General features: G+C 70.6%; 19 protein-coding genes. 4 read left to right on the top strand and 15 right to left on the bottom strand.

Annotation, left to right across the window (positions count from 1 at the left end; translation table 11 throughout):
- Window positions 1-36: 36 nt before the first annotated feature.
- The 4 genes from MKK49_RS03730 to MKK49_RS03715 all read right to left on the bottom strand — a co-directional run bounded on the left by MKK49_RS03730 (window position 37) and on the right by MKK49_RS03715 (window position 3,237).
- Complete coding sequence (locus MKK49_RS03730; protein ID WP_244026716.1) at window positions 37-282, bottom strand: sulfurtransferase TusA family protein; 246 nt, start codon at window positions 280-282, stop codon at window positions 37-39.
- A gap of 137 nt (window positions 283-419) precedes the next feature.
- On the bottom strand, window positions 420-878 hold the full coding sequence (locus MKK49_RS03725; protein WP_244026715.1) for a hypothetical protein: 459 nt from the start codon (window positions 876-878) through the stop codon (window positions 420-422).
- Window positions 879-988: 110 nt separating this feature from the next.
- On the bottom strand, window positions 989-2,356 hold the full coding sequence (locus tag MKK49_RS03720) for a glutamate--cysteine ligase (RefSeq protein ID WP_244026714.1): 1,368 nt from the start codon (window positions 2,354-2,356) through the stop codon (window positions 989-991).
- A gap of 128 nt (window positions 2,357-2,484) precedes the next feature.
- Window positions 2,485-3,237 (bottom strand): 16S rRNA (uracil(1498)-N(3))-methyltransferase, encoded by a 753-nt coding sequence (locus MKK49_RS03715; protein ID WP_244026814.1) that lies wholly within the window; start codon window positions 3,235-3,237, stop codon window positions 2,485-2,487.
- 266 nt (window positions 3,238-3,503) lie between these two features.
- On the opposite strand from MKK49_RS03715, the gene MKK49_RS03710 reads away from it, so the two are divergent.
- Window positions 3,504-3,971, top strand: a complete 468-nt coding sequence (locus MKK49_RS03710) for a hypothetical protein (protein WP_244026713.1) — start codon at window positions 3,504-3,506, stop codon at window positions 3,969-3,971.
- Between the two features lie 81 nt (window positions 3,972-4,052).
- Entirely contained in the window at window positions 4,053-5,009 is a 957-nt protein-coding gene (ubiA, locus tag MKK49_RS03705; RefSeq protein ID WP_409565014.1) for a 4-hydroxybenzoate octaprenyltransferase, read from the top strand.
- A gap of 6 nt (window positions 5,010-5,015) precedes the next feature.
- Here ubiA and MKK49_RS03700 read toward each other — a convergent pair whose 3' ends face one another.
- On the bottom strand, window positions 5,016-5,525 hold the full coding sequence (locus tag MKK49_RS03700; RefSeq protein ID WP_409565013.1) for a DUF6101 family protein: 510 nt from the start codon (window positions 5,523-5,525) through the stop codon (window positions 5,016-5,018).
- A gap of 330 nt (window positions 5,526-5,855) precedes the next feature.
- Here MKK49_RS03700 and MKK49_RS03695 point away from each other — a divergent pair, with 330 nt between their 5' ends.
- The gene (locus MKK49_RS03695) at window positions 5,856-6,710 is read left to right on the top strand and encodes a 3'(2'),5'-bisphosphate nucleotidase CysQ (RefSeq protein WP_244026711.1); all 855 of its coding nucleotides are present in this window, start codon (window positions 5,856-5,858) and stop codon (window positions 6,708-6,710) included.
- Window positions 6,711-6,714: 4 nt separating this feature from the next.
- On the opposite strand, the gene MKK49_RS03690 is transcribed toward MKK49_RS03695, so the two are convergent.
- The 10 genes from MKK49_RS03690 to MKK49_RS03645 all read right to left on the bottom strand — a co-directional run bounded on the left by MKK49_RS03690 (window position 6,715) and on the right by MKK49_RS03645 (window position 19,526).
- A complete protein-coding gene (locus MKK49_RS03690) occupies window positions 6,715-7,980 on the bottom strand; it encodes a Zn-dependent hydrolase (protein ID WP_244026710.1) in 1,266 nt (421 codons plus the stop codon).
- Between the two features lie 221 nt (window positions 7,981-8,201).
- Window positions 8,202-9,227, bottom strand: a complete 1,026-nt coding sequence (locus tag MKK49_RS03685; RefSeq protein ID WP_244026709.1) for an ABC transporter ATP-binding protein — start codon at window positions 9,225-9,227, stop codon at window positions 8,202-8,204.
- Entirely contained in the window at window positions 9,224-10,279 is a 1,056-nt protein-coding gene (locus MKK49_RS03680) for an ABC transporter ATP-binding protein (protein WP_244026708.1), read from the bottom strand. Before MKK49_RS03680 ends, MKK49_RS03685 begins: the two co-directional genes overlap by 4 nt.
- On the bottom strand, window positions 10,276-11,196 hold the full coding sequence (locus tag MKK49_RS03675; protein ID WP_244026707.1) for an ABC transporter permease: 921 nt from the start codon (window positions 11,194-11,196) through the stop codon (window positions 10,276-10,278). Before MKK49_RS03675 ends, MKK49_RS03680 begins: the two co-directional genes overlap by 4 nt.
- Complete coding sequence (locus tag MKK49_RS03670; RefSeq protein ID WP_244026706.1) at window positions 11,196-12,149, bottom strand: ABC transporter permease; 954 nt, start codon at window positions 12,147-12,149, stop codon at window positions 11,196-11,198. Before MKK49_RS03670 ends, MKK49_RS03675 begins: the two co-directional genes overlap by 1 nt.
- Window positions 12,150-12,325: 176 nt before the next feature.
- Window positions 12,326-13,876, bottom strand: a complete 1,551-nt coding sequence (locus MKK49_RS03665; protein WP_244026812.1) for an ABC transporter substrate-binding protein — start codon at window positions 13,874-13,876, stop codon at window positions 12,326-12,328.
- A 345-nt stretch (window positions 13,877-14,221) separates the two neighbouring features.
- Window positions 14,222-17,311 carry an efflux RND transporter permease subunit gene (locus MKK49_RS03660; RefSeq protein ID WP_244026705.1) on the bottom strand — a complete coding sequence of 1,030 codons (3,090 nt, stop codon included), beginning with the start codon at window positions 17,309-17,311 and terminating at the stop codon, window positions 14,222-14,224.
- A 42-nt stretch (window positions 17,312-17,353) separates the two neighbouring features.
- Window positions 17,354-18,523 carry an efflux RND transporter periplasmic adaptor subunit gene (locus tag MKK49_RS03655; RefSeq protein WP_244026811.1) on the bottom strand — a complete coding sequence of 390 codons (1,170 nt, stop codon included), beginning with the start codon at window positions 18,521-18,523 and terminating at the stop codon, window positions 17,354-17,356.
- 71 nt (window positions 18,524-18,594) lie between these two features.
- Complete coding sequence (locus tag MKK49_RS03650; RefSeq protein ID WP_244026704.1) at window positions 18,595-19,233, bottom strand: TetR/AcrR family transcriptional regulator; 639 nt, start codon at window positions 19,231-19,233, stop codon at window positions 18,595-18,597.
- Window positions 19,230-19,526, bottom strand: coding sequence for a hypothetical protein (locus MKK49_RS03645; RefSeq protein ID WP_244026703.1), 297 nt, complete (start codon window positions 19,524-19,526; stop codon window positions 19,230-19,232). Before MKK49_RS03645 ends, MKK49_RS03650 begins: the two co-directional genes overlap by 4 nt.
- A gap of 678 nt (window positions 19,527-20,204) precedes the next feature.
- Here MKK49_RS03645 and MKK49_RS03640 point away from each other — a divergent pair.
- Window positions 20,205-21,206: an iron ABC transporter substrate-binding protein gene (locus MKK49_RS03640; RefSeq protein WP_244026702.1), complete on the top strand. Its 1,002-nt coding sequence runs from the start codon at window positions 20,205-20,207 to the stop codon at window positions 21,204-21,206.
- The last annotated feature ends 2 nt before the right edge of the window (window positions 21,207-21,208 follow it).

Genomic DNA, 21,208 nt, shown 5'->3' with positions numbered 1-21,208 from the left:
CACGATTGAGGCAAGGGTCGTGACGCGAATCTCGCTTCAGCGCGGCGCGCGCCGGATGACGAAGCGGATCGCGCCGCCCCGGCGTTCCTGGCCGAGCAGCGCATCGCCCTCGCCGCGCACGAGGTGCGGAATGTCGATGGCTGCGAGGGGGTCCGTACTCAGGACTGCGAGGGTCGCGCCGGCGGGTAGGCCGTGGAGCGCCTTGCGCGTGCGCAGCACCGGCAGGGGACATTTGAGGCCCGAGAGGTCGAGTTCGACGGGCTCTGGCGATTCGTCGGTCATGGGATCTCGCGGTCACGCGATTTCGCGGCCCTGGGGTCTCGCGACGGACCTCACACGAAAAACCCGTCGAGGCCGCGGGGCCATCGACGGGTTCAGGCCGGACCGGGGCCCGGTGGGAGCACCGGGCCGCGGAGGCGTCAGTAGCCGTAGCCGTAAGCCGGGTAGCCATAGCCGTAGGCCGGTGCGGCGTAGCCATAATCGTAGGCGGGGGCATCGTAGCCGTAACCGTAGGCGGGTGCGCCGTAACCGGCACCGACGTACCCACGGTCGTAGTAGCCGTAGCGGGGCGCTTGGCTCGCCGCGATCGCGCCGCCGATGATACCGAGCGCCGCACCGGCCGCGAGGGCGCCGCCGATGCCGGGACCGCGGCGGTAGCCACCGTAGTAACCACGGCCATACCCACGGCCGTAGCCGGCGCCGTAATAGCCGCCGCCGTATCCGCCGCGCCAGCGGACGTTCTCGACGCCCGCCCGCTCACCGGCGATCTGGCCGGCGTTGAGGGCCGGGAACGGGGCCGCCTGGGCGGCGGTGAAGGAGCCGGCGGACAGGCCGATGGCGGTGGTGCCGGCGAGGGCGAGGGACAGGATGCGCGACATGCGAGACTTCTCCGTCTTGCGATCAGGTATGCCTATGAACGGCACCGCGCCTGAACCGTTCCCGAACGACCACAGTCAAGCCTCCACGCCGCCGGGAGGCGATGGCCGGTTCAGAACACGCACTCCGTGAAGGCGGGCTCGATGGAGCGCTGCCAGCGGCCCTCGTAGGCCGCGAGATGCACCTCCGCCTGCGAGCGTCCGGCCGCCACGATGGCTTCGAGCGGCTGGAGGTGGCGGGTCTCGTCCTGCCCCTGCGCGTCGCGGCGGCCCCGGGCCGCGAGGCCGGAGCGCGCCACGGCGAGGGCCTCGGCGGCCACCGCCCCGAGGGGCCGGCCGCCGATGCGGGCGGCGAGGCCGAGGCGCGGCACCGTGGCGCGCAGGCACTCGCGGTCGGCGTCGGTCCAGCCCTTGGCGATGTCCCAGGCGGCGGCGAGCGCCGCATCGTCGTAGAGCAGCCCGACCCAGAACGCGGCCTGGGCGGCGATCATCTCGGGGCCGCCGACATCGGCGCCGCGCATCTCGAGGAAGCGCTTCAGCCGCACTTCGGGAAACGCCGTGGAGGCGTGGTTGGCCCAGTCCGATACCGTGGCGCGCTCGCCCGGCAGGGCGGAAAGCGTTCCGGCCATCAGATCGCGAAAAGAGGCGCCGGAGACGTCGTGATAGGTCTCGCCGCGCTTGACGAAGTACATCGGCATGTCGAGGAGCCAATCGACATAGGCCTCGTAGCCGAAGCCCGGCGCGAAGGCGCGGGGCAGCATGCCGGTGCGGTCGGGGTCGGTGTCGCGCCAGATCTCGGAGCGGCGCGAGAGGAAGCCGTTGGGGCGCCCGTCGGTGAAGGGCGAGTTGGCGAAGAGCGCCGTGGCCACGGGCTGGAGCGCCAGGGCGACGCGCATCTTGGCGACCATGTCGGCCTCCGACGCGAAGTCGAGGTTCACCTGCACGGTGGCCGTGCGCAGCATCATGTCGAGGCCCAGCGTCCCGACCTTCGGCATATACCCGGCCATGATTTTGTAGCGGCTCTTCGGCATCACGGGCGTCTCTTCCCGTGTCCATTTCGGGCTCATGCCGAGGTCGAGGAAGCCGATGCCGAGGGGCTCGGCCACGCGCTTGGCGGCCTCGAGATGCGTGCGCAGCTCGGATTCCGTAGCGTGGACGTCGGCGAGCGGCGCGCCGGAGAGCTCGAACTGCCCGCCCGGCTCCAACGAGATGGCACCGCCTTCCTGGCCGGCGAGGCCGATGAGGTGGCCGGCATCCTCGATGGCCTCCCAGCCCGTCTCGCGCGCGAGACCTTCGAGGAGCGCCTGGATGCCGGCCTCCCCGGCATACGGCACCGGCCGGTTGCCGTCGCGGTAGAACGGGACCTTCTCGTGCTCGGTGCCGATGGAGAAGCGCGCGCGCGGTTTCTCACCCTCGGCGAACCAGGCGATCAGTTCGTCCCGCGTCGTCAGCGGCGTCGTGTCGGACGTATCGCGCGCCATGCGCTGGCCTCGTCGTGAAATCGTTCGGGTGAGAGGCCGGTTCGACCGGGGTCGGTTGAGCCCCATCGGGATGTCGCCTCCTTAGTCCACGCCCGCAGCGCGAACAACGGACGCGACAGCGCGCCGCTTCAGCGTGTGTCCCCGAGCACAGACTGCACCAGGGCGAGGACCACGACGGCCGCCGTGTCGGCCCGCAGGATGCGGGGTCCGAGCGACAGGGCGACGGTGTTGGGCCGGGCCGCGATCAGGGCGCGCTCCTCGGGGGCGAAACCGCCCTCGGGGCCCACCAGCACGGCCAGGGGCGGGGGGGAGGCCGGGTCGGCCCCCCCCCGCAGGGCGGCGATGGGATCCGACAGGGGAGCATCCTCGTCGCAGAACACCAGCAGCCGCTCTGGGACGAGGTCGGCGAGCGCGGCAGGCAGCCGCACGGCCGGCGGAAACTCCGGCAGGGTGAGAATGCCGCACTGCTCGGCCGCCTCGATGGCGTTGGCGCGCAGGCGCTCGGCGTTGAGCTTCTCGCCCTGCGTGCGCTGGGTGAAGACCGGCCGGATGGTGCCGGCCCCCATCTCCACGGCCTTCTGGGCGAGGTAGTCGAGGCGCGCGCTCTTGAGGGGGGCGAACAGGTAATGCAGGTCGGCCCGCGGCGTCTGGGGTCGGGTCCGCTCACGGACCACGAGGTCGGCGCTCTTGCGGCCGCTCTGCGCCAGGGTGGCGCGCCACTCGCCGTCGCGGCCGTTGAACAGGAGCACCGGGTCGTCCGGCCCCCGGCGCAGGACGTTGAGGAGATAGTTCGCCTGCGCCCGATCGAGGGGCAGGACCACGTCCGGCGCGAGGTCGGCCTCGACGTGGAGACGGGGGGCGGTGAAATCGTAGGCGGCCATGGCGGCGGTGGTCGCGTGGCGCTCAACCGCTGTCAACGCGCCGTTTGTTGCGGAATAAGCACAGGCACGATCTTAACGAACTTTGCCCACGCCCGATCGCGCCCGTCGGTTTGCGACTCGAATAGCGCCACATTCCTATGGCGAAACACGAATCGGGGTCGAAACGCGCGGATCGCGCCACGTCCCGCAGCGGATCGGCCATCGCGTCGGCGGTCAGGGGCAGAGCTCCCGCCGGGGCGTCGGGGAGACTCAAGGGAAGTCAGAGCATGTCGTTCAAGAACATCGCGACGGTCGCCGTCGCCCTCGCCGGCTCCCTGCTCGTCACGGGTTCCGCCTTCGCCCAGGCGGCCGAGTGCGGCGAGATCCAGAAGACCCTCCAGGCGCGCAAGGACCTTGTGGCCAAGGCGAACTCCGCCTCGAACTCGAAGAAGAAGATGACCCCGCAGGAAGCCTGCGCCCTGTTCGGCAAGCTCCAGAGCAACGGCACCGAGGGCATGAAGTGGATCACCGCCAACAAGGAGTGGTGCTCGATCCCGGATTCCTTCGCCGAGGGCTTCAAGGCCGATCACCTCAAGGTCGGCGGTATCCGCACCAAGATCTGCGGCATCGCTGCCCAGGCCGCCAAGATGGAAGCCCAGGGCCGGGCCCAGGCCCAGAACGGCGGCGGTGGCGGCGGCCTCCTCGGCGGCCCCGGCCTCACCGGCGCGATGAAGATGCCGCAGGGCGCGCTCTGATCCTGCCTCGGCTTGTGCCGCGGAGGAAAACCCGGCCATACGCCATGGGATGAGCGGTCCCCGTCGTCACTTCGGTCCCCTATGCGCGTGACGGCCCCTCTTCCGCCCGAGCGCCCCGTCGCCGATGCCGTGGCTGGCCACTGGGTCGATCGCCGCGCGCCGCGGCGCACGCGCCCGTACCTGCGCCTCGCCCGCATCGACCGTCCCATCGGCTGGTGGCTGCTGCTGCTGCCGTGCTGGTGGTCGGCGGCTCTGGCCGCCGTCGCGTCGGGTGCGGCGTTCCCGAATCCGGTCCACCTCGCCCTGTTCCTCGTCGGTGCCGTGGCCATGCGCGGGGCGGGCTCGACCTACAACGACATCGCCGACCGCGACCTCGACGCGCAGGTCGAGCGCACCCGCTCGCGCCCGCTGCCCTCGGGGCAGGTGCGCGCCCGCCACGCGGCGGTGTTCCTGGTCGCGCAGACCCTCGTCGGTCTTGCGGTGCTGCTGCAGTTCAACGCCGACGCCATCCTGGTCGGCATCGCGTCGCTCGCCCCCGTGGCGATCTACCCGTTCATGAAGCGCGTGATGCCGATGCCGCAGCTCGTGCTCGGCCTCGCCTTCGCCTGGGGCGCCCTGATGGGGTGGGTGGCCGTGTTCGGCCGCCTCGATGCCCCGGCCTGGCTGCTCTACGCCGGCACCATCGCGTGGGTGGTGGGCTACGACACGATCTACGCCGTGCAGGACATCGAGGATGACGCCATCGCGGGCATCCGCTCCTCGGCGCGCACCTTCGGACCGCGCCTGAAGTCCGCCATCGGCGCCTGCTACGCCGCCGCCGCCGGGCTCGCCGGGCTCGCCGCCTGGAGCGCGGGCGCGGGCGTGGTGGGCCTGCTCGGCGTCGCCGGATTCGCCGCGCATCTCGGATGGCAGACAATCCGCCTCGAGGCGGGGGACGGGCGCGGGGCCCTCAGGCTGTTTCGATCGAACCGCGACGCGGGTCTGATCCTGTTCGCAGGCCTCGCCCTCGACGCCGTCCTGCGGGCTTGGATGAAGTAGGAAACGTCAGCAGACGCCGCCGCAGGCGATCTCGCTCTCGCCGCGATGGATGAGCGGGCGCACCGGCAGGGAGCCGGTCTTGCGGCGGACGAGGAAGCGCGGACGGCGGCCGGAGAGCAGGCCGTGGCGGCGGCGGGTGCGGGTGAGACCCAGCGCCACGGGACCGAGCTGACGCGAGACGGCCGCGAGCCCGCCATCCTCCTTCACGATCATCCGTGGGAGGCCGGACTTGTCCGCCACGTCGCGCCACAGGGCCACGACCTCGTCCTCGCAGAACGGGCCGAGGCGGCTGATCACCGCTCCCTCGGCGTCGACGAGGAGCAGGTCGAACCGGTCCTCGCCGCACGCGTCGGAGGCGTCGTCCGAGAACGCGAGGGCGACGCCCGTGGGCCGCAGCGCGCCGGTGCGGCCGATGAGCGGCAGGCGGGCTGCGACGAAGGCGGGCATCGTCGGGAGCGCGTCGTCCTGCATCGCGGCATCGGCTGCGGCGTGGTTCATGTTCGCGAAAGTGTTCATCACCCTGGCACCCTGTCGGTGGCAACGGCCTCTGTCGGACCGTCCGTCTATGACAAGCAGAATTGCGTCTAACCTCCTCCAGCCACCTTAAGAGTGAGCGTTAAGCGAATATGGACGCGGCCCTCATGCCAAGAATGCTCAACGGTTCCTTGCGGCGATGTTCGAGATCCCAGCGTATCGACCTCTGCGCGGCAATCCTTGTGGCGGCCTGACGAGCACCTTAGAGTGACTTCGACGACGGATGCACGGCGCATCGGCACGGCGCTTGGCATCTTCCGTGCTCCGTCCCCAGCCTCGTCCCCCGCCCGAACCCGATCCGACTGGAGCCGCATGCCCGCCACGATGACACCGGATGCGGCTCAGGCCCAAGACGCTCACGCCCGAGCCCACGCCCTCGTGCCCGCCCTGCGTGAGGCGATCCGCGAGGCCGCCGGCCTCGCCCTGCCGTTCTACCGGGCGGGCGAGCAGACGGGCGCGCGGATCTGGTCGAAGGCCGGCGGCTCGCCGGTGACGGAGGCGGATGTCGCCGTCGACACCTTCCTGAAGATCCGCCTGAGCGCCCTGCTGCCGGCGGCGGCGTGGCTCTCCGAGGAAACGGCGGACGATGCCCTGCGCCTCGGGGCCGACCTCGTCTGGATCGTCGATCCCATCGACGGGACGCGCGCCTTCCTCAGCGGTCATCCCGACTGGTCGATCTCCGTGGCGCTGCTGTCCGCCGGCCAGCCGGTGCTCGGCTTCGTCCACGCGCCGGTGAGCGGACATTTCTACGAGGCGGTGGCGGGCTTCGGGGCGACCCGGAACGGCGAACCCATCCGGGCCTCGTCGCAGGCGACCCTCGCCGGCGCGCGGGTGACGGGGCCCAAGCCCATGATGGACCGGCTCGCGCGCGGCGCCACCCGAGATGGGGTCAAGCCGGACTTCGTCGTGGTCGAGCGCGTGCCGTCCCTGGCCCTGCGCGTCGCCCGCGTGGCCGACGGGTCCATCGATGTCGGACTCGTCTCGTCGGATGCCCGCGACTGGGACCTGGCCGGCGCGGATCTCCTCCTGCGCGAGGCCGGCGGCTCAGTGAGCGACCTCTCGGGCCGCCCCACCACCTACAACCGCACGGACCCCGTCCACGGCTCGCTCATCGCCCTGCCGGATGGCTTGCGGGCTATGACGGTGGACGCCCTGGAACGCGGCTGAGGGATCAGCCGCGCGCCGCCGCCACGGGTGCGTTGGCTAGGGTCACCAGGGTCTGGAGCAGGAGGTCGGCGCCGGCGGTGCAGTCGGATTGCGTCGCCGATTCCGCCTCGTTGTGGCTGATCCCGTCCTTGCACGGCACGAAGATCATCGCGGTCGGCACCTTGAGGGCGAGGTTGCAGGCGTCGTGCGAGGCGCCCGAGACCATGCGGCGATGGGGCAGCCCGAGGCTTTCCGCGCCCCGTTCGATCAGCGCGACGATTCCGGGGTCGAACGGCACCGGCTCCTGGCGCCACACCAGGTCGAGGGTGAAGCCGAGATTCCGCCGTCCGGCGATCTCCGCGAGGGCGGTGCGCAGCTCAGCGTCGATGGCGTCGAGGGTGGCGGCGCGCGGGTCGCGGATGTCCAGGGTGAAGCGGACCCGGCCCGGGATCACGTTGCGCGACGGCGCCCCGATCACCGCCTCGCCGAGGGTGCCGACCGCGCTCGGGCCATGGGCGTGGGCGATTCGCTCGACGGCGAGCGCGATCTCGGCGAGGCCGAGGAGCGCGTCGCGCCGGCGCGGCATCGGCGTGGTGCCCGCATGGCTCTCGAACCCGGTGATCGTGCCGTCGAACCACAGGATGCCCTGGCCGCCCTCGACGACGCCGATGGTCTTGTCCTCGGCCTCGAGGATCGGCCCCTGCTCGATGTGGAGTTCGACGAAGGCGCCGATGGCGCGGGACCCCGTCGGCTCGGTGGCGACGATGTCGAGCGTCCGCAGCGCGTCCGCCACGCTCACCCCCTCGGCATCCGTGCGGGCGAGGATGTCGGCCGTGGTGAAGGTGCCGACATGGGCGGCCGACGCCATGGTGGCGGGGGCGTAGCGCGAGCCCTCCTCGTTGGTCCAGTTGACGATGAGGATCGGTGCCTCCGTCTCGAGGCCGGCGTCGTTGAGGGTGCGCACCACCTCCAGCCCCGCGAGGGTGCCGAGAATCCCGTCGAAGCGCCCGCCGGTGGGCTGGGTGTCGAGGTGCGAGCCCGTGGCGACGGGCGGCCGTGTGCTGTCCCGGCCGGGCCGCAGGGCGAATTGGGTGCCGAGCTCGTCCGTGCCGACGGTGAGGCCCGCCGCTTCGCAGGCGTCACGGAACCAGTTGCGGACCTGCCCGTCCGCCGGTGACAGGGTCAGCCGGTTGATGCCGCCCGCCGGCGTCGCCCCGAACGCCGCCGTCTCCATGAGGGTGGACCACAGGCGCGCTCCATCGACCCGCAGGTTGTGCCGTGCCGTGCCCATGGAGGCTCCTTATCCTTGAGGGATGAACTTTGCTGAAGACCGGTTCGGCCCTGAGAGTGAGGGGCGCGGGTCCCCTCTCCAGGAAGGAGAGGGACAGGGTGAGGTGTGAGAGTTTTCCGGAGAGTTCGCACACTTCACCCCAACCCTCTCCTTCCAGGAGAGGGAGTTCCGTCGCGACCGCTCGATTTATCGTGGTGGCATCGGACTTTTCATAGGTGCAATCAAACCGCCGCTTCCAGCACCCGCGCCCGGTCGCCCTGGAACGCCGCGTGCGCCGCCTCCGTGCGCCAGCACGCCGCTCGGTGGCCGGGGTCGACGGCGACGTCCGGCGGGGCATCGACGCTGCAGCGGTCCTCGGCGAGGAAGCAGCGCGGGGCGAACGGGCAGCCTGGCGGGCGGTTGGCGAGATCGGGGGGCGAGCCCGGAATCGTCTTGAGGCGCGAGCCCTTGGCGAGCGCCCCGTCGGCGCGGCTGCGCATGAGGCCGATGGTGTAGGGGTGGTGCGGATTGAGCACCACGTCCCGGGCCGAGCCTTCCTCGACGATGCGGCCGGCATACATCACGGCGATCCGGTCGGCGACCTCCACCGCCGCGCCGAGGTCGTGGGTGACGAAGAGCGTCGAGAGGCCGAGCTCCGCCTGCAGCTCGCGCAGGAGCAGCAGGATCTGGATCTGCACCGTGGCGTCCAGCGCCGTGGTCGGCTCGTCGGCCAGCAGCACCTGCGGCCGGCAGGCGAGCGCGAGCGCGATCATGGCGCGCTGGCGCATGCCGCCCGACATCTCGTGCGGATAGGCGTCGAGGCGCCGCTCGGGACTCGGGATGCGCACGCGCTCGAACAGCTGGAGCGCGCGCTGGCGCGCGGCCTCGGCCCCGATCTTTTCGTGCTGCCGGATCGCCTCGGTGATCTGCTTGCCCACGGTGTAGACCGGGTCCAGGGCCAGGAGCGGCTCCTGGAAGATCATCGCCACTTCGCGTCCGCGCAGGGCGCGCAGGGCCCGCGACGAGAGCGTCATCACGTCCTGGCCCGAGACCCGGATCTCGCCCTCGATCCGGGTCCTGCGCTCGGGGTTGAGGCGCATGATGGCGCGGAGCGTCACGCTTTTCCCCGAGCCCGACTCGCCGATGAGGGCCACGGCCTGGCCGCGCTCCAGGGTGAGGTCGACCCCGTCCACGGCCTCGACCACACCGCCGAACACGACCTTCAGGCCCCGGATGGCGACGGCTGGTTGCGTGCTGGCGGTGCTCATGCGGCCACCGACAGGGTGGGGGCGGCGGAGTGGCCGGAGCCCGGCTGGCGGGCGAGGCAGGCGACGCGGTGCACGGGATCGACGGGGGCGAGCGGCGGGGCGGTCGCCTTGCACACGTCCTCCACCAGGGTGCAGCGCGGGTGGAAGCGGCAGCCCGGAGGCGGGTCGATGGGGTTGGGCGGATCGCCCGCGAGCGGCGCCACTTGCGTGCGCGCGTCCGGGTCCATGGACGGCATCGAGGACAGGAGCGCGGCCGTGTACGGATGGGCGGGGTTGGCCAGCACCGTGTCGGCGGGGCCGATCTCGACCACTTGGCCCAAGTACATCACCGCGACCCGGTCGCAGATGAAGCGCACCACGTTGAGGTCGTGGGAGATGAACAGGTAGGTGAGGGCGAATTCCTGCTTCAGGTCCATGAGCAGGTTCAGCACCTGCGCCTCCACCGACTTGTCCAGCGCCGAGACCGCCTCGTCGAGGACGACGAGGCGGGGCTCGAGGGCGAGGGCGCGGGCGATGTTCACGCGCTGGCGCTGGCCGCCGGAGAGTTCGTGGGGATAGCGCGCGGCGAACCGCGCTGGCTCCAGGCCGACACGGGCCAGCAGCGAGCGCGCCCGCTCGATGGCCTGACGCTTGGGGACGCCGTGCACTTGCGGCCCGAAGGCGATGGAGCCCTCGATGGTCATGCGCGGGTTGAGGGACGAGTAGCTGTCCTGGAACACCATCTGGGTCTGGGCCCGGAACTCGCGCCAGGGCAGGGCGCGCCCGCCGATGCGCTCGCCGTCGAACAGCAGCTCGCCGTGATCGTGCGGCATCAGCCCCATGATGAGGCGCGCGGTGGTGGACTTGCCGCAGCCGGATTCGCCGACGATCCCGAGGGTCTCGCCCTTGAGGATGTTGAAGTCGACGCCGTCCACGGCGCGCACCACCGCCTTCTTGCCGCCGAGTCCCTTCTTGACGGGGAAGTGCTTCACGAGGCCGTCGATGGAGAGGAGCGGCTGGGCCGGGCCGCCCCGGTCGCGGTCCTGGGGAACGGCGCCTGTCAGGGTGCTCATGCCTTCACCTCCATGGCGGAGCGCAGCCCGTCCGAGAACAGGTTGAACGAGATCGAGACGATGAAGATGGCGAGGCCGGGCAGCGCCGCGACCATGGGATTCACGTAGATCGCCGTGCGCAGGGTGTTGAGCATCAGGCCCCATTCGGGCTCGGGCGGCTTCACCCCGAGGCCGAGGAAGGACAGGCCCGAGGCCAGGATCATCGACACGCTGATGAGGCTGGTGGCGTAGACGAAGATCGGCCCCAGCACGTTGCCGAGCACCTGCACCCGGAGGATCGTCAAGGTCGAGGCGCCCGAGAGCCGGGCGGCATCGACGTAGTCGCGCGAGCGGATCTGGGTGGTGACGCTCTCGGCGACGCGGGCGATCTGGGGCACGAACACGCAGGTGAGCGAGACGATGGAGTTGAAGATGCCGGCCCCGAGCGCCCCCGACAGGGCGATGGCGAGCAGCACGGAGGGGAACGCGAAGAACACGTCCACGGTCCGCATGAGCACCGTGTTGACCCAGCCGCCGACGTAGCCGGCGAGGATCCCGATCCCAGAGCCGATGACGAAGGCGAGGATGACGGGGGTGACGCCGATGAACAGCGACAGGCGCCCGCCCATCATCAGGCGGCTCAGCATGTCGCGGCCGAGTTCGTCCGAGCCGAGGATGTAGGTGGAATCCCCGATGGACTTGAGGCGGCGCACCATCGACCCGCGATAGGGGTCCATGGGAGTGATCCACGGCGACAGGAGCGCGATCGCCACGATGGCCAGGATGACCAGGGCCGCCGTCATCGCCACGGGATCGCGCACGAGCTTGTGGCCGACCTGACCCCAGAACCCGCGCGAGGGCACGAAGGCGTCGGGGGCGGCCGGGGCCGGGGGTGCCCCGCCGGCGATGTCGATGGCCGGTGTCGCGGTGTGTGCCATCAGCCCCTCTCGATGCGCGGGTCGAGCGCCGTCTGCACGACGTCGACGATGAGGTTGAGGGCGACGAAGAACATCGCCAGGACAAGGATCGAGCCCTGCAGGAGCGGCAGGTCGCGCTGGAAGATCGCGGCGTTGAGGAGGAAGCCCGTGCCGGGCCAGGCGAACACCGTCTCGATGAGGATCGAGCCACCGAGCAGGTAGCCGAGCTGCAGGCCCATGATGGCCAGCGCCGTCGGGGCCGCGTTCTTGACGACGTGCTTGAACACGCCGAATTCGCTCATGCCCTTGGCGCGCAGCGCCCCGACGAAGTCCTGGGAAAGGATGTCGCCGACCAGCGCCCTGACGGTGCGGGCGATGACGCCCATGGGGATCACCGACATCGTGATTGCCGGCAGGATGATGTAGCGCAGGTGCTCGAGATCGGGCCGCCAGTTGCCCGAGCCGTCGGGCCCGGCGCCCGTGGGCGGCAGCCAGCCGAGCTGGGCCGAGAACACGATCACCAGCACCATGCCGAGCCAGTAATGCGGCACGCTGACCCCGAACACCGACACGGCCGAGGCGAGCCGGTCGAGGACGGAATTGCGGAAATAGCCGGCGACGAAGCCGAAGATCATGCCGAAGGTGAAGCCGATGAGCGTCGCCACGGAGGCGAGGATCAGGCTGTTGACCACGGCGCGGCCGACCTCCTGTGCCACGGGGCGCCCGGTGGCGATGGAGATGCCGAGATCGCCCTGGAGCACGTGCCAGAGCCAGATCACGTACTGCACCGGCAGCGGCTTGTCGTAGCCGTAGGCCGTGCGCATGGCGTCGATGGTTTCCTGCGTCGCATCCACGGGGAGCACGGCGCTCAAGGGGTCGCCGGGGGCGAGGTGGACGAGGAGAAAGCACACCACGCTGACGCCGAGCGCCACGGGCGTGACGGTGAGGAGGCGCTGGAGGATGAAGCTCAGCATCTTGGCATCCAAGGTTTCCCTCGATGTGAGAGATCCTCCTCCCCCTTGCGGGGAGGAGTTGGAGGTGGGGGTGGTTGGGTGACCCGCCTCAGTCGAGGGTCACCCAACCACCCCCACCCTCGGTCCCTCCCCACAGGGGGGGAGAGAGGGGCGTTCGCCCGCTCAGTCGCGCATCATCACTTGCCCATGGAGATCGGCGAAAAATCCTGGAACCAGTTCTGCGCTTGAATGAAGCCCTTCACCTTCGAGCTCATGGCCCGGGGATTGGTGTCGTGGGCCACCATGAGGAACAGGGCGTCGTTCACGTACTTCTCGTGGACCTTCTCCAACACCTTGGTCTGCGCGACCGGATCGAAGGTGGTGCGGACCTCGTCGAACAGCTTGTCCATTTCAGGGTCGCAGTAATGACCCCAGTTGGTGCCGTTGGGAGCGGCCAGATTGCACTGCAGATGCCGGATGAACCCCGTGAACGGGTCCTGGATGAAGTACGAAAAATTCATACCCGTGGCGTTGCGGGACATGTCGGACTTGGCGCCGCCGCGCCACAGGTTGATGAGGGTGTTCCACTCCACCACCTCGAACTCGACCTTGATGCCGATGTCGGCGAGATTCTGCTGGATGAGCTCGTTCATCGGCAGGGGCTGCATCTGGCCCGAGCCGGACGGCGCGATGAGGATCTTCGTGACGATGGGCTTCTTCGGGCCGTAGCCGGCCTCGGCCAGGAGCTTCTTGGCCGCCTCCGGGTCGTAGCCCGGCTTGAAGGTCGGGTGGCCGAACCAGGCCGAGCCCGGCGGCATGAAACCCTGCGCCGGGATCATCAGCCCGTTGAGCATCTCCTTCATGCCCTCGCGGTCGACGGCGAGGTTGGCGGCCTTGCGCACGCGGATGTCGTTCCAGGGCGAGCCCTCGGCGCGCGAGAGGTGCCAGGTCCAGTTGTGCGGATAGGCGTTGGTGACAATGCCGAAGCCGGCGGCCTTGAGGGACGCGACGGCGTCGGGCGGGGGGGCCTCGATCCAGTCGACCTGACCGGAGCGCAGGGCCGCGACGCGGGCGTTGGCTTCCGGCAGGGGCACCAGCACGAGCTTGTCGAGCTTCGGCACCCGGGCCTTGTCCCAATACTCCTTGAACGGGACCATCTCGGCCCGCTCGCGCGGGGCGAACAGGGTCATCTTCCACGGGCCCGTGCCGGACGGGGTCTTGGCGAAGGCGTCCCAGCTCTTGCCGAGCTTCTCCCACTGGGCGGGGGACGAGATCATGATCCAGGCGATCTGGTAGGGCAGCGTCGCGTCGGGGTTCTTCGTGGTGATCTCGACGGTCAGGGGATCGACCGCCCGGTAGCTCGCCACCGCCGGAATCCGCGAGCGTCCCTGCGCCGACTGGCGCGGGTCGAATTGCGGCGCGTCGGTCTTCAGGAGCTTGTCGAGGTTCCACACCACCGACTCGGCCGTGAAGGTCGAGCCATCGTGAAACATCACGCCGTCGCGCAGCTTGAACGTCCACTTGGTGTTGTCGGCCGGGTCCACCGTCCAGCTCGTGGCGAGCCCCGGCGCCAGCACGGACGGCTTCGTCGCCGAGGACAGGTCCCAGTTGATGAGGCCGTCATAGACCGTGAAGCCCGTGAACCGCATGCCCTCGCCGCCATTGTCGGCCTGGCCCGTGGTGAGCGGGATATCGGAGGCGGTCATCCCGATCTTGAGGATTCCCTGCGCCACGGCCGCCTGCATCATCAGGCCCGACAGCAGGATTGTCGCGAGAAGGCGGCCCTTGGCGCGGGAACGCTTGGTCCCGGACTTACCCGTCAGACACGTCGCTGAATCGATCATTCGCACACAGGTTCCTTCGGCGGGCCGAGCCCGGACGGAATCCTGTATGCAATCCGCCGGCCAGCCCGGCCGGTGGACCGGAATCGTCTCCGGCCGCGCCGTTCTCCGAATTGTGGAGCGATCCTGTTGGGTGCGCTGCCGGGCGTGCGAATGCCCTCTCCCCGCTTGCGGGGAGAGGGGACCCGCGAAGACGCTGCGTCACCTCGGGAAGGGGGCTACTCGGTCCGACGGAGGGTCGGCGTCCGCCCTTCACGCCCCGTGGGACACCACGCCCTCCGGGGCCTCGTCCCGTGCCCCGACCAGCCGCCCGAGCAGGCGGCCGAGGACGCACCCCAGGCTGTCCATGAGCAGGAACACCGCCGGCACGAACACCAGGGACAGCAGGGTCGAGACGATGAGACCCGAGATCACCGCCACCGCCATGGGGGCGCGGAACTCGCCGCCGACCCCGAGCGCCAGGGCGGAGGGCACCATGCCGGCGGCCATGGCGAGCGTCGTCATCACGATGGGCCGCGCGCGTTTGCGCCCGGCTTCGACGATGGCGGTGACCCGGTCGACGCCCCGCGCCATTTCCTCGACGGCGAAGTCCACGAGCATGATGGCGTTCTTCGTCACCAGCCCCATGAGCATCAGGATGCCGATGACCACGGGCATGGAGATCGGCATGTTGAGGATCAGCAGGCCGAGGATCGCCCCGCCGATGGAGAGGGGCAGCGAGAACAGGATGGTGAGCGGCTGCAGGAACGAGCCGAACAGCAGCACGAGCACGGCGTAGACCATCATGATCCCGGCACCCATGGCCATGAGAAACCCCGAAAACACCTCGCCCATGATCTCGGCATCACCTGTCTGCCGGATCGTCACCCCCGGCGGCAGGTTTTTCGCTGTGGGCGTCTCCAGGGCCTGCTGGATCAGGGAGCCGAGCGCGTCCGAGCCCTCCATGTTGGCCTCGACGGCGACGCGCACGACGCGGTCGTAGCGGTCGATGGCGCCCGGCCCCTGGCCGAGCTCGATGTCGGCCACGGTGGCGAGGGGCACGGCAGAGTTGTTCTTGGCCGGCACCTTGAGGTTTTCCAGCCGCGCGACGGTGCCGCGGGCGCTCTCGGGCAGCTGCACCCGGATCGGGACCTGACGGTCGGCGGCGTTGAACTTCGCGAGGTTGAGGCCGATGTCCCCGATGGTGCCGACCCGCACGGTCTCGGCGATGGCGTCGGTGGAGACGCCGAGATCGGCGGCCGAGCCTTCCTTCGGGCGGATGCGCACCTCCGTGCGGTTGAGGGGCGCCGTCGACATTACCGAGACGAGGTGCGGGATCGCCGCCATGTCGCGCTGGAGCCGGGCGGCGACCTCCGTCACCACCTCCGGGTCGGGACCGCCGACCACGAGGGCGAGGTCGCGCTGGCCGGAATCGCGCAGGGTCCACGAGCGGATGTCCGGCTCCTCGGCGAGGAGGGCCGCGATCTCGGTCTCCAGGGCGCCCTGCTTCTTCGCGCGCCGGTTCTTCGGCGTCAGGTTGACGATGAGGGTGGCGAGCCGCGTCTCCTTCTTGCCGCCCATCTGGCGTCCGCCGTCGACGAAGACCGACACCACCTCGGGCAGGGCGCGGATGCGCGCCGCCACCCGGTCGGAGGCCGCGATGGTGTCGGCGAGCCGCGCGCCGGGCGCCAGCTCGACCATGAACAGGGTGCGGGCGTTGTCCTGTTTGGGCACGAAGCCCGACGGCAGCAGCCCCGTGGAGGCCAGCGACCCCGCGAACAGCGCCAGCCCGACGATCAGCGTGATGAAGCGGTGGCGCACGGACCAGCCGACGAGGCGTCCGTAGGCGCGCATCACCGGGCCCTCACGCGTTTCGGCGTGACCCAGATCGCGCAAAAAATAGGCAGCCAACATCGGCGTGATCAGGCGTGCCACCAGAAGTGACATGAAAACAGACACCGCGATGGTGAGACCGAACTGCATGAAGTAGCGCCCGGCGATGCCGCCCATGAACGACACCGGCGCGAACACAGCGATCAGGGTCGCCGTGATGGCGATGACGGCGAGCCCGATCTCGTCGGCGCCGTCGATGGCGGCGCGGTAGGGCGATTTGCCGAGCCGCATGTGCCGGACGATGTTCTCGATCTCGACGATGGCGTCATCCACGAGGATGCCCGTCACCAGGGTGATGGCCAGCAGGGAGATGCCGTTGAGGGTGAACCCCATGGCGTCCATGGCCCAGAAGGTCGGGAACACCGACAGCGGCAGGGCCACCGCGGCGATGAGGGTCGCACGCCACTCGCGCAGGAACAGGAACACCACGATCACGGCGAGCACGGCGCCCTCGATGAGGGTGTGCATGGCCGAATCGTAGGACCCGATGGTGGCCGAGACCGAGGAGTCGATCTTCTCGAAGACGAGATCGGGATAGGTTTCCTGGAATTCGGCGATCTTCTTCTCGACGCCCGCCGCGACCTCCGCGTCGCTGGCGCCGGCGCCGCGCGAGACCGTGAAGGCGACCACGGGATTGCCGTTGAAGCGCGCGAAGGTGCGCGGCTCCTCGATGGAATCCTCCACCGCGGCGAGGTCGTCGAGGCGGACCTTGCGGCCCGCCGGCAGCACGATGGAGGTCGCCTTGAGGTCGCGCAGGGTGCGCGAGGCGGCCAAGGTGCGGATCGACTGCTCGCGTCCGCCGACCTCGCCGCGCCCGCCGGCCATGTCGGCCGAGGTGAGACGCAGCTGACGGTTCACGTCCGCCGCCGTGATGCCGAGCGCCAGGAGGCGGTCGGGCTGGAGCACCACGCGCAGCTCACGGGCGACGCCGCCGACGCGCTCGACGCCGCCCACCCCCTTCACCCCCTGGAGGGTGCGGGCGATCTTGTCCTCCACGAGCCAGGACAGGTCGGCGGGCGTCATCGCCGGGGCGGTGACGCCGTAGACGAGAATCGGCAGGCCGGCGATCTCGACGCGGCTGATCACCGGCTCGTCGATGGTGCGCGGCAGGTTGATGCGGATCTTCGAGACCGCGTCCTTGACGTCGTTGACGGCCCGGTCGGTGTTCACCTCAAGGCGGAACTCGACGGTGGTGACGGAGGAGCCCTCGGTGATGGCCGAGGTGATGTGCTTGACCCCGCGCACGCCGGCGATGGAATCCTCCACCCACTTCGTCACCTGAGTCTGGAGTTCCGACGGCGCCGCACCCGCCTGCGTGATCGCCACGGAGACGATGGGCACGTCGACGTTGGGCATGCGCGTGACGGCGAGCCCCCGGAAGCTGACGAGCCCGAGGACGATCAGCACCAGGAACAGGACCAGGGGCCCGATGGGCTTGCGGATCGCGTAAGCCGAAACGTTCAGGCGCATGGGACGAGTCTCTCCGGTGCGAAGCGGCGGGGGCCGGCGCGGCTACGGAACGCCCGCTTCGGCGGTCGCCAGGGACGACGGCGTCGCCGCGACGGCGGGAGCCGGTGTCGCGACCATGACGGGCCGCACCCGGTCGCCGTCGCGCAGGAACGAGCCGGCCCGGGCCACCACCCGCTCGCCCGCGTCGAGCCCCTTGCGGATCTCGATATCCTCGTCGTCGGACAGACCGGTGCGGACCTCGCGGGCCTCGACCCGATCGCCCGTGACCACCAGGACGGTGCTGCGCCGGTCGGCGCCGTAGAGAACGGAGGCCTGGGGCACGGTGACGTCGCGGGTGCGGGCGAGCTCGACGCCGCCGCGGGCAAAGGTGCCGATGCGCAGGCGCGGGTCCGCATCGAGGCGCACCCGGACCTTGCCGAGCCGGCTGGCCTTGTCGACCTCCGGGTAGATGGCGCGCACGCTGCCCTGGACCCGTTCGCCCTCGCCCAGCACGATCCAGGCGGGCTTGCCCTCGCGCAGCTGCGGCAGCTTCGTCTCGATGACCTCGCCCTCGAGCTCGATTTCCCCCCGCGCGATGAGGCGGAACAGGGGCTCGGACGCGGCGGATGCCGCCATGCCGACGCGGGCGGTGCGCCGGCTGACGATGCCGGCCTCCGGGGCGCGGATCTCCGTGCGGGCAAGCCGCAGTTCGAGTTCGTCGCGCACGGCCCGGGCCTGGGCGAGTTCGGCCTTGGCGATGATCAGGCCGTTGCGGGCGAAGGCCAGCTTGCCTTCCGCCTGCCGCAGGACGGAGGTGCGGTTCTCGAGGATCACCGCCGTGGCGTTGCCCGTCTGGAGCAACTGGCGGGCGCGGTCGTGGGCGAGGCGCGCCTCCGTCTCGGCGGCCTCGGCCTGCTCGATGCTGCTCTGCGCCTGCGGCACGACGGCCGCCGCCTTGTCGATGAGGGCCTTCTGCTGGGCGAGCTGGCGATCGACGAGGTCGCGCGACAGGCGCGCCAGGACCTGGCCGCGCTCGACCCGCATCCCTTCCTCGACCAGCACCTCGGTGATGCGGGTGCCGTCGATCTCGGGCGTCACCAGGATCTCGTCGCGGGGCACCAGGGTGCCGGTGACGGTCACCGTCTCGACGATCTCGCGGCGCTGCGCCTCGACCACGCTGACGGCGGGCGGGAGCGGTGCCTTGGCGGGCGTCGTCTCGGCCCAGGCCGGCATGCCGAGGCCCCCGGCGACCGCGTTGAGGAGAACCAGGGTGCCGATCCGGACGGCGCGCTTGGAGACCGGGCTCATCGATGCAACTCCAGAACCAGTTTGGACGCGGGCGGCAGGCGGCCCGCCAGGCCCGCTTCGAGGAGCGCGTAGAGGTGCGCCGCCGCCGTGACCGGATCGTAGTCGGGAAGCAGGGCCCGGTTGACGATGATGCCTTTCATCACGGGCTCGACGACGGCGTAGAGGGCTGACGGATCGCAGGTGGGCGCGCTGGCGAGCGCCGTGAACGTGTCGATGAACCAGGCCCTGGCCTCGGCCTCGGACCGCTCCGTCATGCTGGCAATAGCCGGATTGCGCGTCGCCTCCGACCAGATGTCGATCCGCAGCACCGCGGACTCGCGGGTGATCGACGCGAAGTAGCGGGTGATGATGCCGAGCAGCGCCGCGTGCCGGTCGCCGTGGCGCTCGATGTCGGCGACGAGGAGGGCCCCGCGTCCGCGCTCGCGCTCGGCCCAGCCGAGGACGAGGGCCTCCTTCGATTCGAAGTAGCGGTAGAAGTTGCCCGGGCTCATGGCCGCTTCGCGGGCGAGGTCCTGCATGGTGGTGCGATGAAAGCCATTGCGTACGAAGCAGGCTTCCGCCGCATCGAGAATGTGCTCGCGCCGGGCGGCCTGACTGCCCCGGGCGTCGATGACGGCGCCGGCGGCCGCGCTCACGAGGCGGAATCCGGGGCGCCGGCCCCTTGGACGACCGCGCAGGCGCGTGGCTGCCGATCGAGGTCGGCGCAGACCCGGGCCTGCCAGCTCTCGGGACCGGCGCCGGTCCAGCCGATGAGGGCGAGCCAGCCGAAGGCCAGCGTTCCGGCCAGGACGAGGTTTCCCGGCGTGCAGACCGCGCGCGCGGTCGCCAGGACGCGCCGCGCGAACTGGGGATGCGCGAAGTCGGATCGCGAAGGGCTGGTGCCCAGGACGTCGAATTCCGGCCAGCGGCCTCGGTGGGGAAGGGCCATCACGCACTCCTGATCGTGCGGTCTGTGTAATGAACATTCATTCTCACGTCAATGAACATTCATTCTCATTCAGGGCTCGGGCGGCGTACGGTTCGGATCCAAGCGCCGTCCGATGTGAAGAGCTGCCGTCTTGACGGGCAGTCGGAGCCGATCGGCGCCCGCGCTTCATGGGGGCCGGTCTTTCCCCTGTTGGTCATGCCCGGAGGCCGGAACGCGGCCCGTCGTCGGCCGGTCGCGAGGGGCGGGTGGTGTGCGTCCGTCCCATGCGGTGCGGTACGCCCGAGTGTGGTATCCGTCCGTGAGCGCGAGCCACGGTCCCGGGCGGCAGGGGCCGTCCACCGGCCTCGCGACGGCCTCGCCCAGCCGCACTCTCGGATGACGCAGTCCCGAATGACGCACGCCTTCGACGAGCAGGCCTTTTCCCGCGATTCGGGTCTCGGCGGAACGATCCGGGTCATGCCGCGACGCTTCATCGAGGCCCTTACCCGCGCCGGGTCGGCCATGACGGTCCGGCCATCGGCGGGGCGGGCGGCGGTGTCGCCGCGCGTGCCGACACGACCCTCGGCGACCGGCGCCCCGCGGACGACATCCGAACTTGTGGTCGCCCCCCGGCGTGGGTGTCGAAGTCCGCTGGCGGGCATCGCCGTCCTCCTCGGATGCCTCTTGCTCGGATGCCTTATGCCCGTCGTGGCCTTGGCCCGGCCCTTCACCGATGCGGCCGGACGGACGGTGGAGATCCCCGACCGGGTGGCGCGCGTCCTCGCCGCCGGGCCGCCGGCCTCGGTGCTGCTCTACAGCCTCGCGCCCGGCCGGATGGTCGGCTGGGTCCGCGCGCCGTCCCCGGAGGAGCGCCCGTACCTCGCGCCCGAGACGCGGGATCTGCCAGCCACCGGTCGCCTCACCGGGCGCGGCGGCACTGCCAATGTCGAGGCCGTGCTCGCCCTGAAACCCGATCTCATCGTCGATGTCGGCAGCACCGGACCGACCTACGCCTCGCTGGCCGACCGGGTCCAGGCGCAGACCGGCATTCCGTACGTTATCCTCGACGGCGCTTTCGCGAGGACCGCCGAGACCTACCGGCAACTCGGCGACCTCATCGGTGAACCGTCCGCGGCCGGAGCGCTGGCCGCCTATGCGGAGGCGACCCTGGAGGACGTGACGGGGAAACTCGCGGCGGTGCCCGAAGGGCGGCGCCCCCGGGTCTACTACGCGCGCGGTCCCCGGGGCCTCGAGACGGCGCCGGCCGGCTCCCTCAACGCCGAGCTGCTCGCTGTCGTCGGCGCCCGCAACGTCGCCGTGGCGGCGGGGCAGGGCGGCCTCGCCACCGTCTCGCCGGAGCAGGTGCTCGCCTGGAACCCCGACGTGATCGTGACCCAGGACCCGGCCTTCCGCAAAGCCGTCGCCACCGACCCGCTCTGGGCCGGGCTGAAGGCCGTGCGCGACGGCCGCGTGGTCCAGGCGCCGACGCTGCCGTTCGGCTGGTTCGATGCGCCGCCCGGCGCCAACCGCCTCATCGGCGTGCGCTGGCTCGCCGCCACCCTCTACCCCGACCTGTTCCCGCAGCCGCTGGCCGAGGTCACCCGCGATTTCTACCGGCGGTTCTACCATGTCGAGCTCGATCCCGCGCAGGCCGCCGCCCTCCTCGACGGGGCCGTGACGCCACGGGTACGGACGCCGTGACG

Origin of the sequence: Methylobacterium sp. J-090, from assembly GCF_022829345.1 — a bacterium.
In the GTDB taxonomy this organism is placed as follows: Bacteria; Pseudomonadota; Alphaproteobacteria; order Rhizobiales; family Beijerinckiaceae; genus Methylobacterium.
The sequence above is the reverse complement of the archived record's forward strand: the minus strand, read 5'-3'. Positions and strand labels throughout refer to the sequence as shown.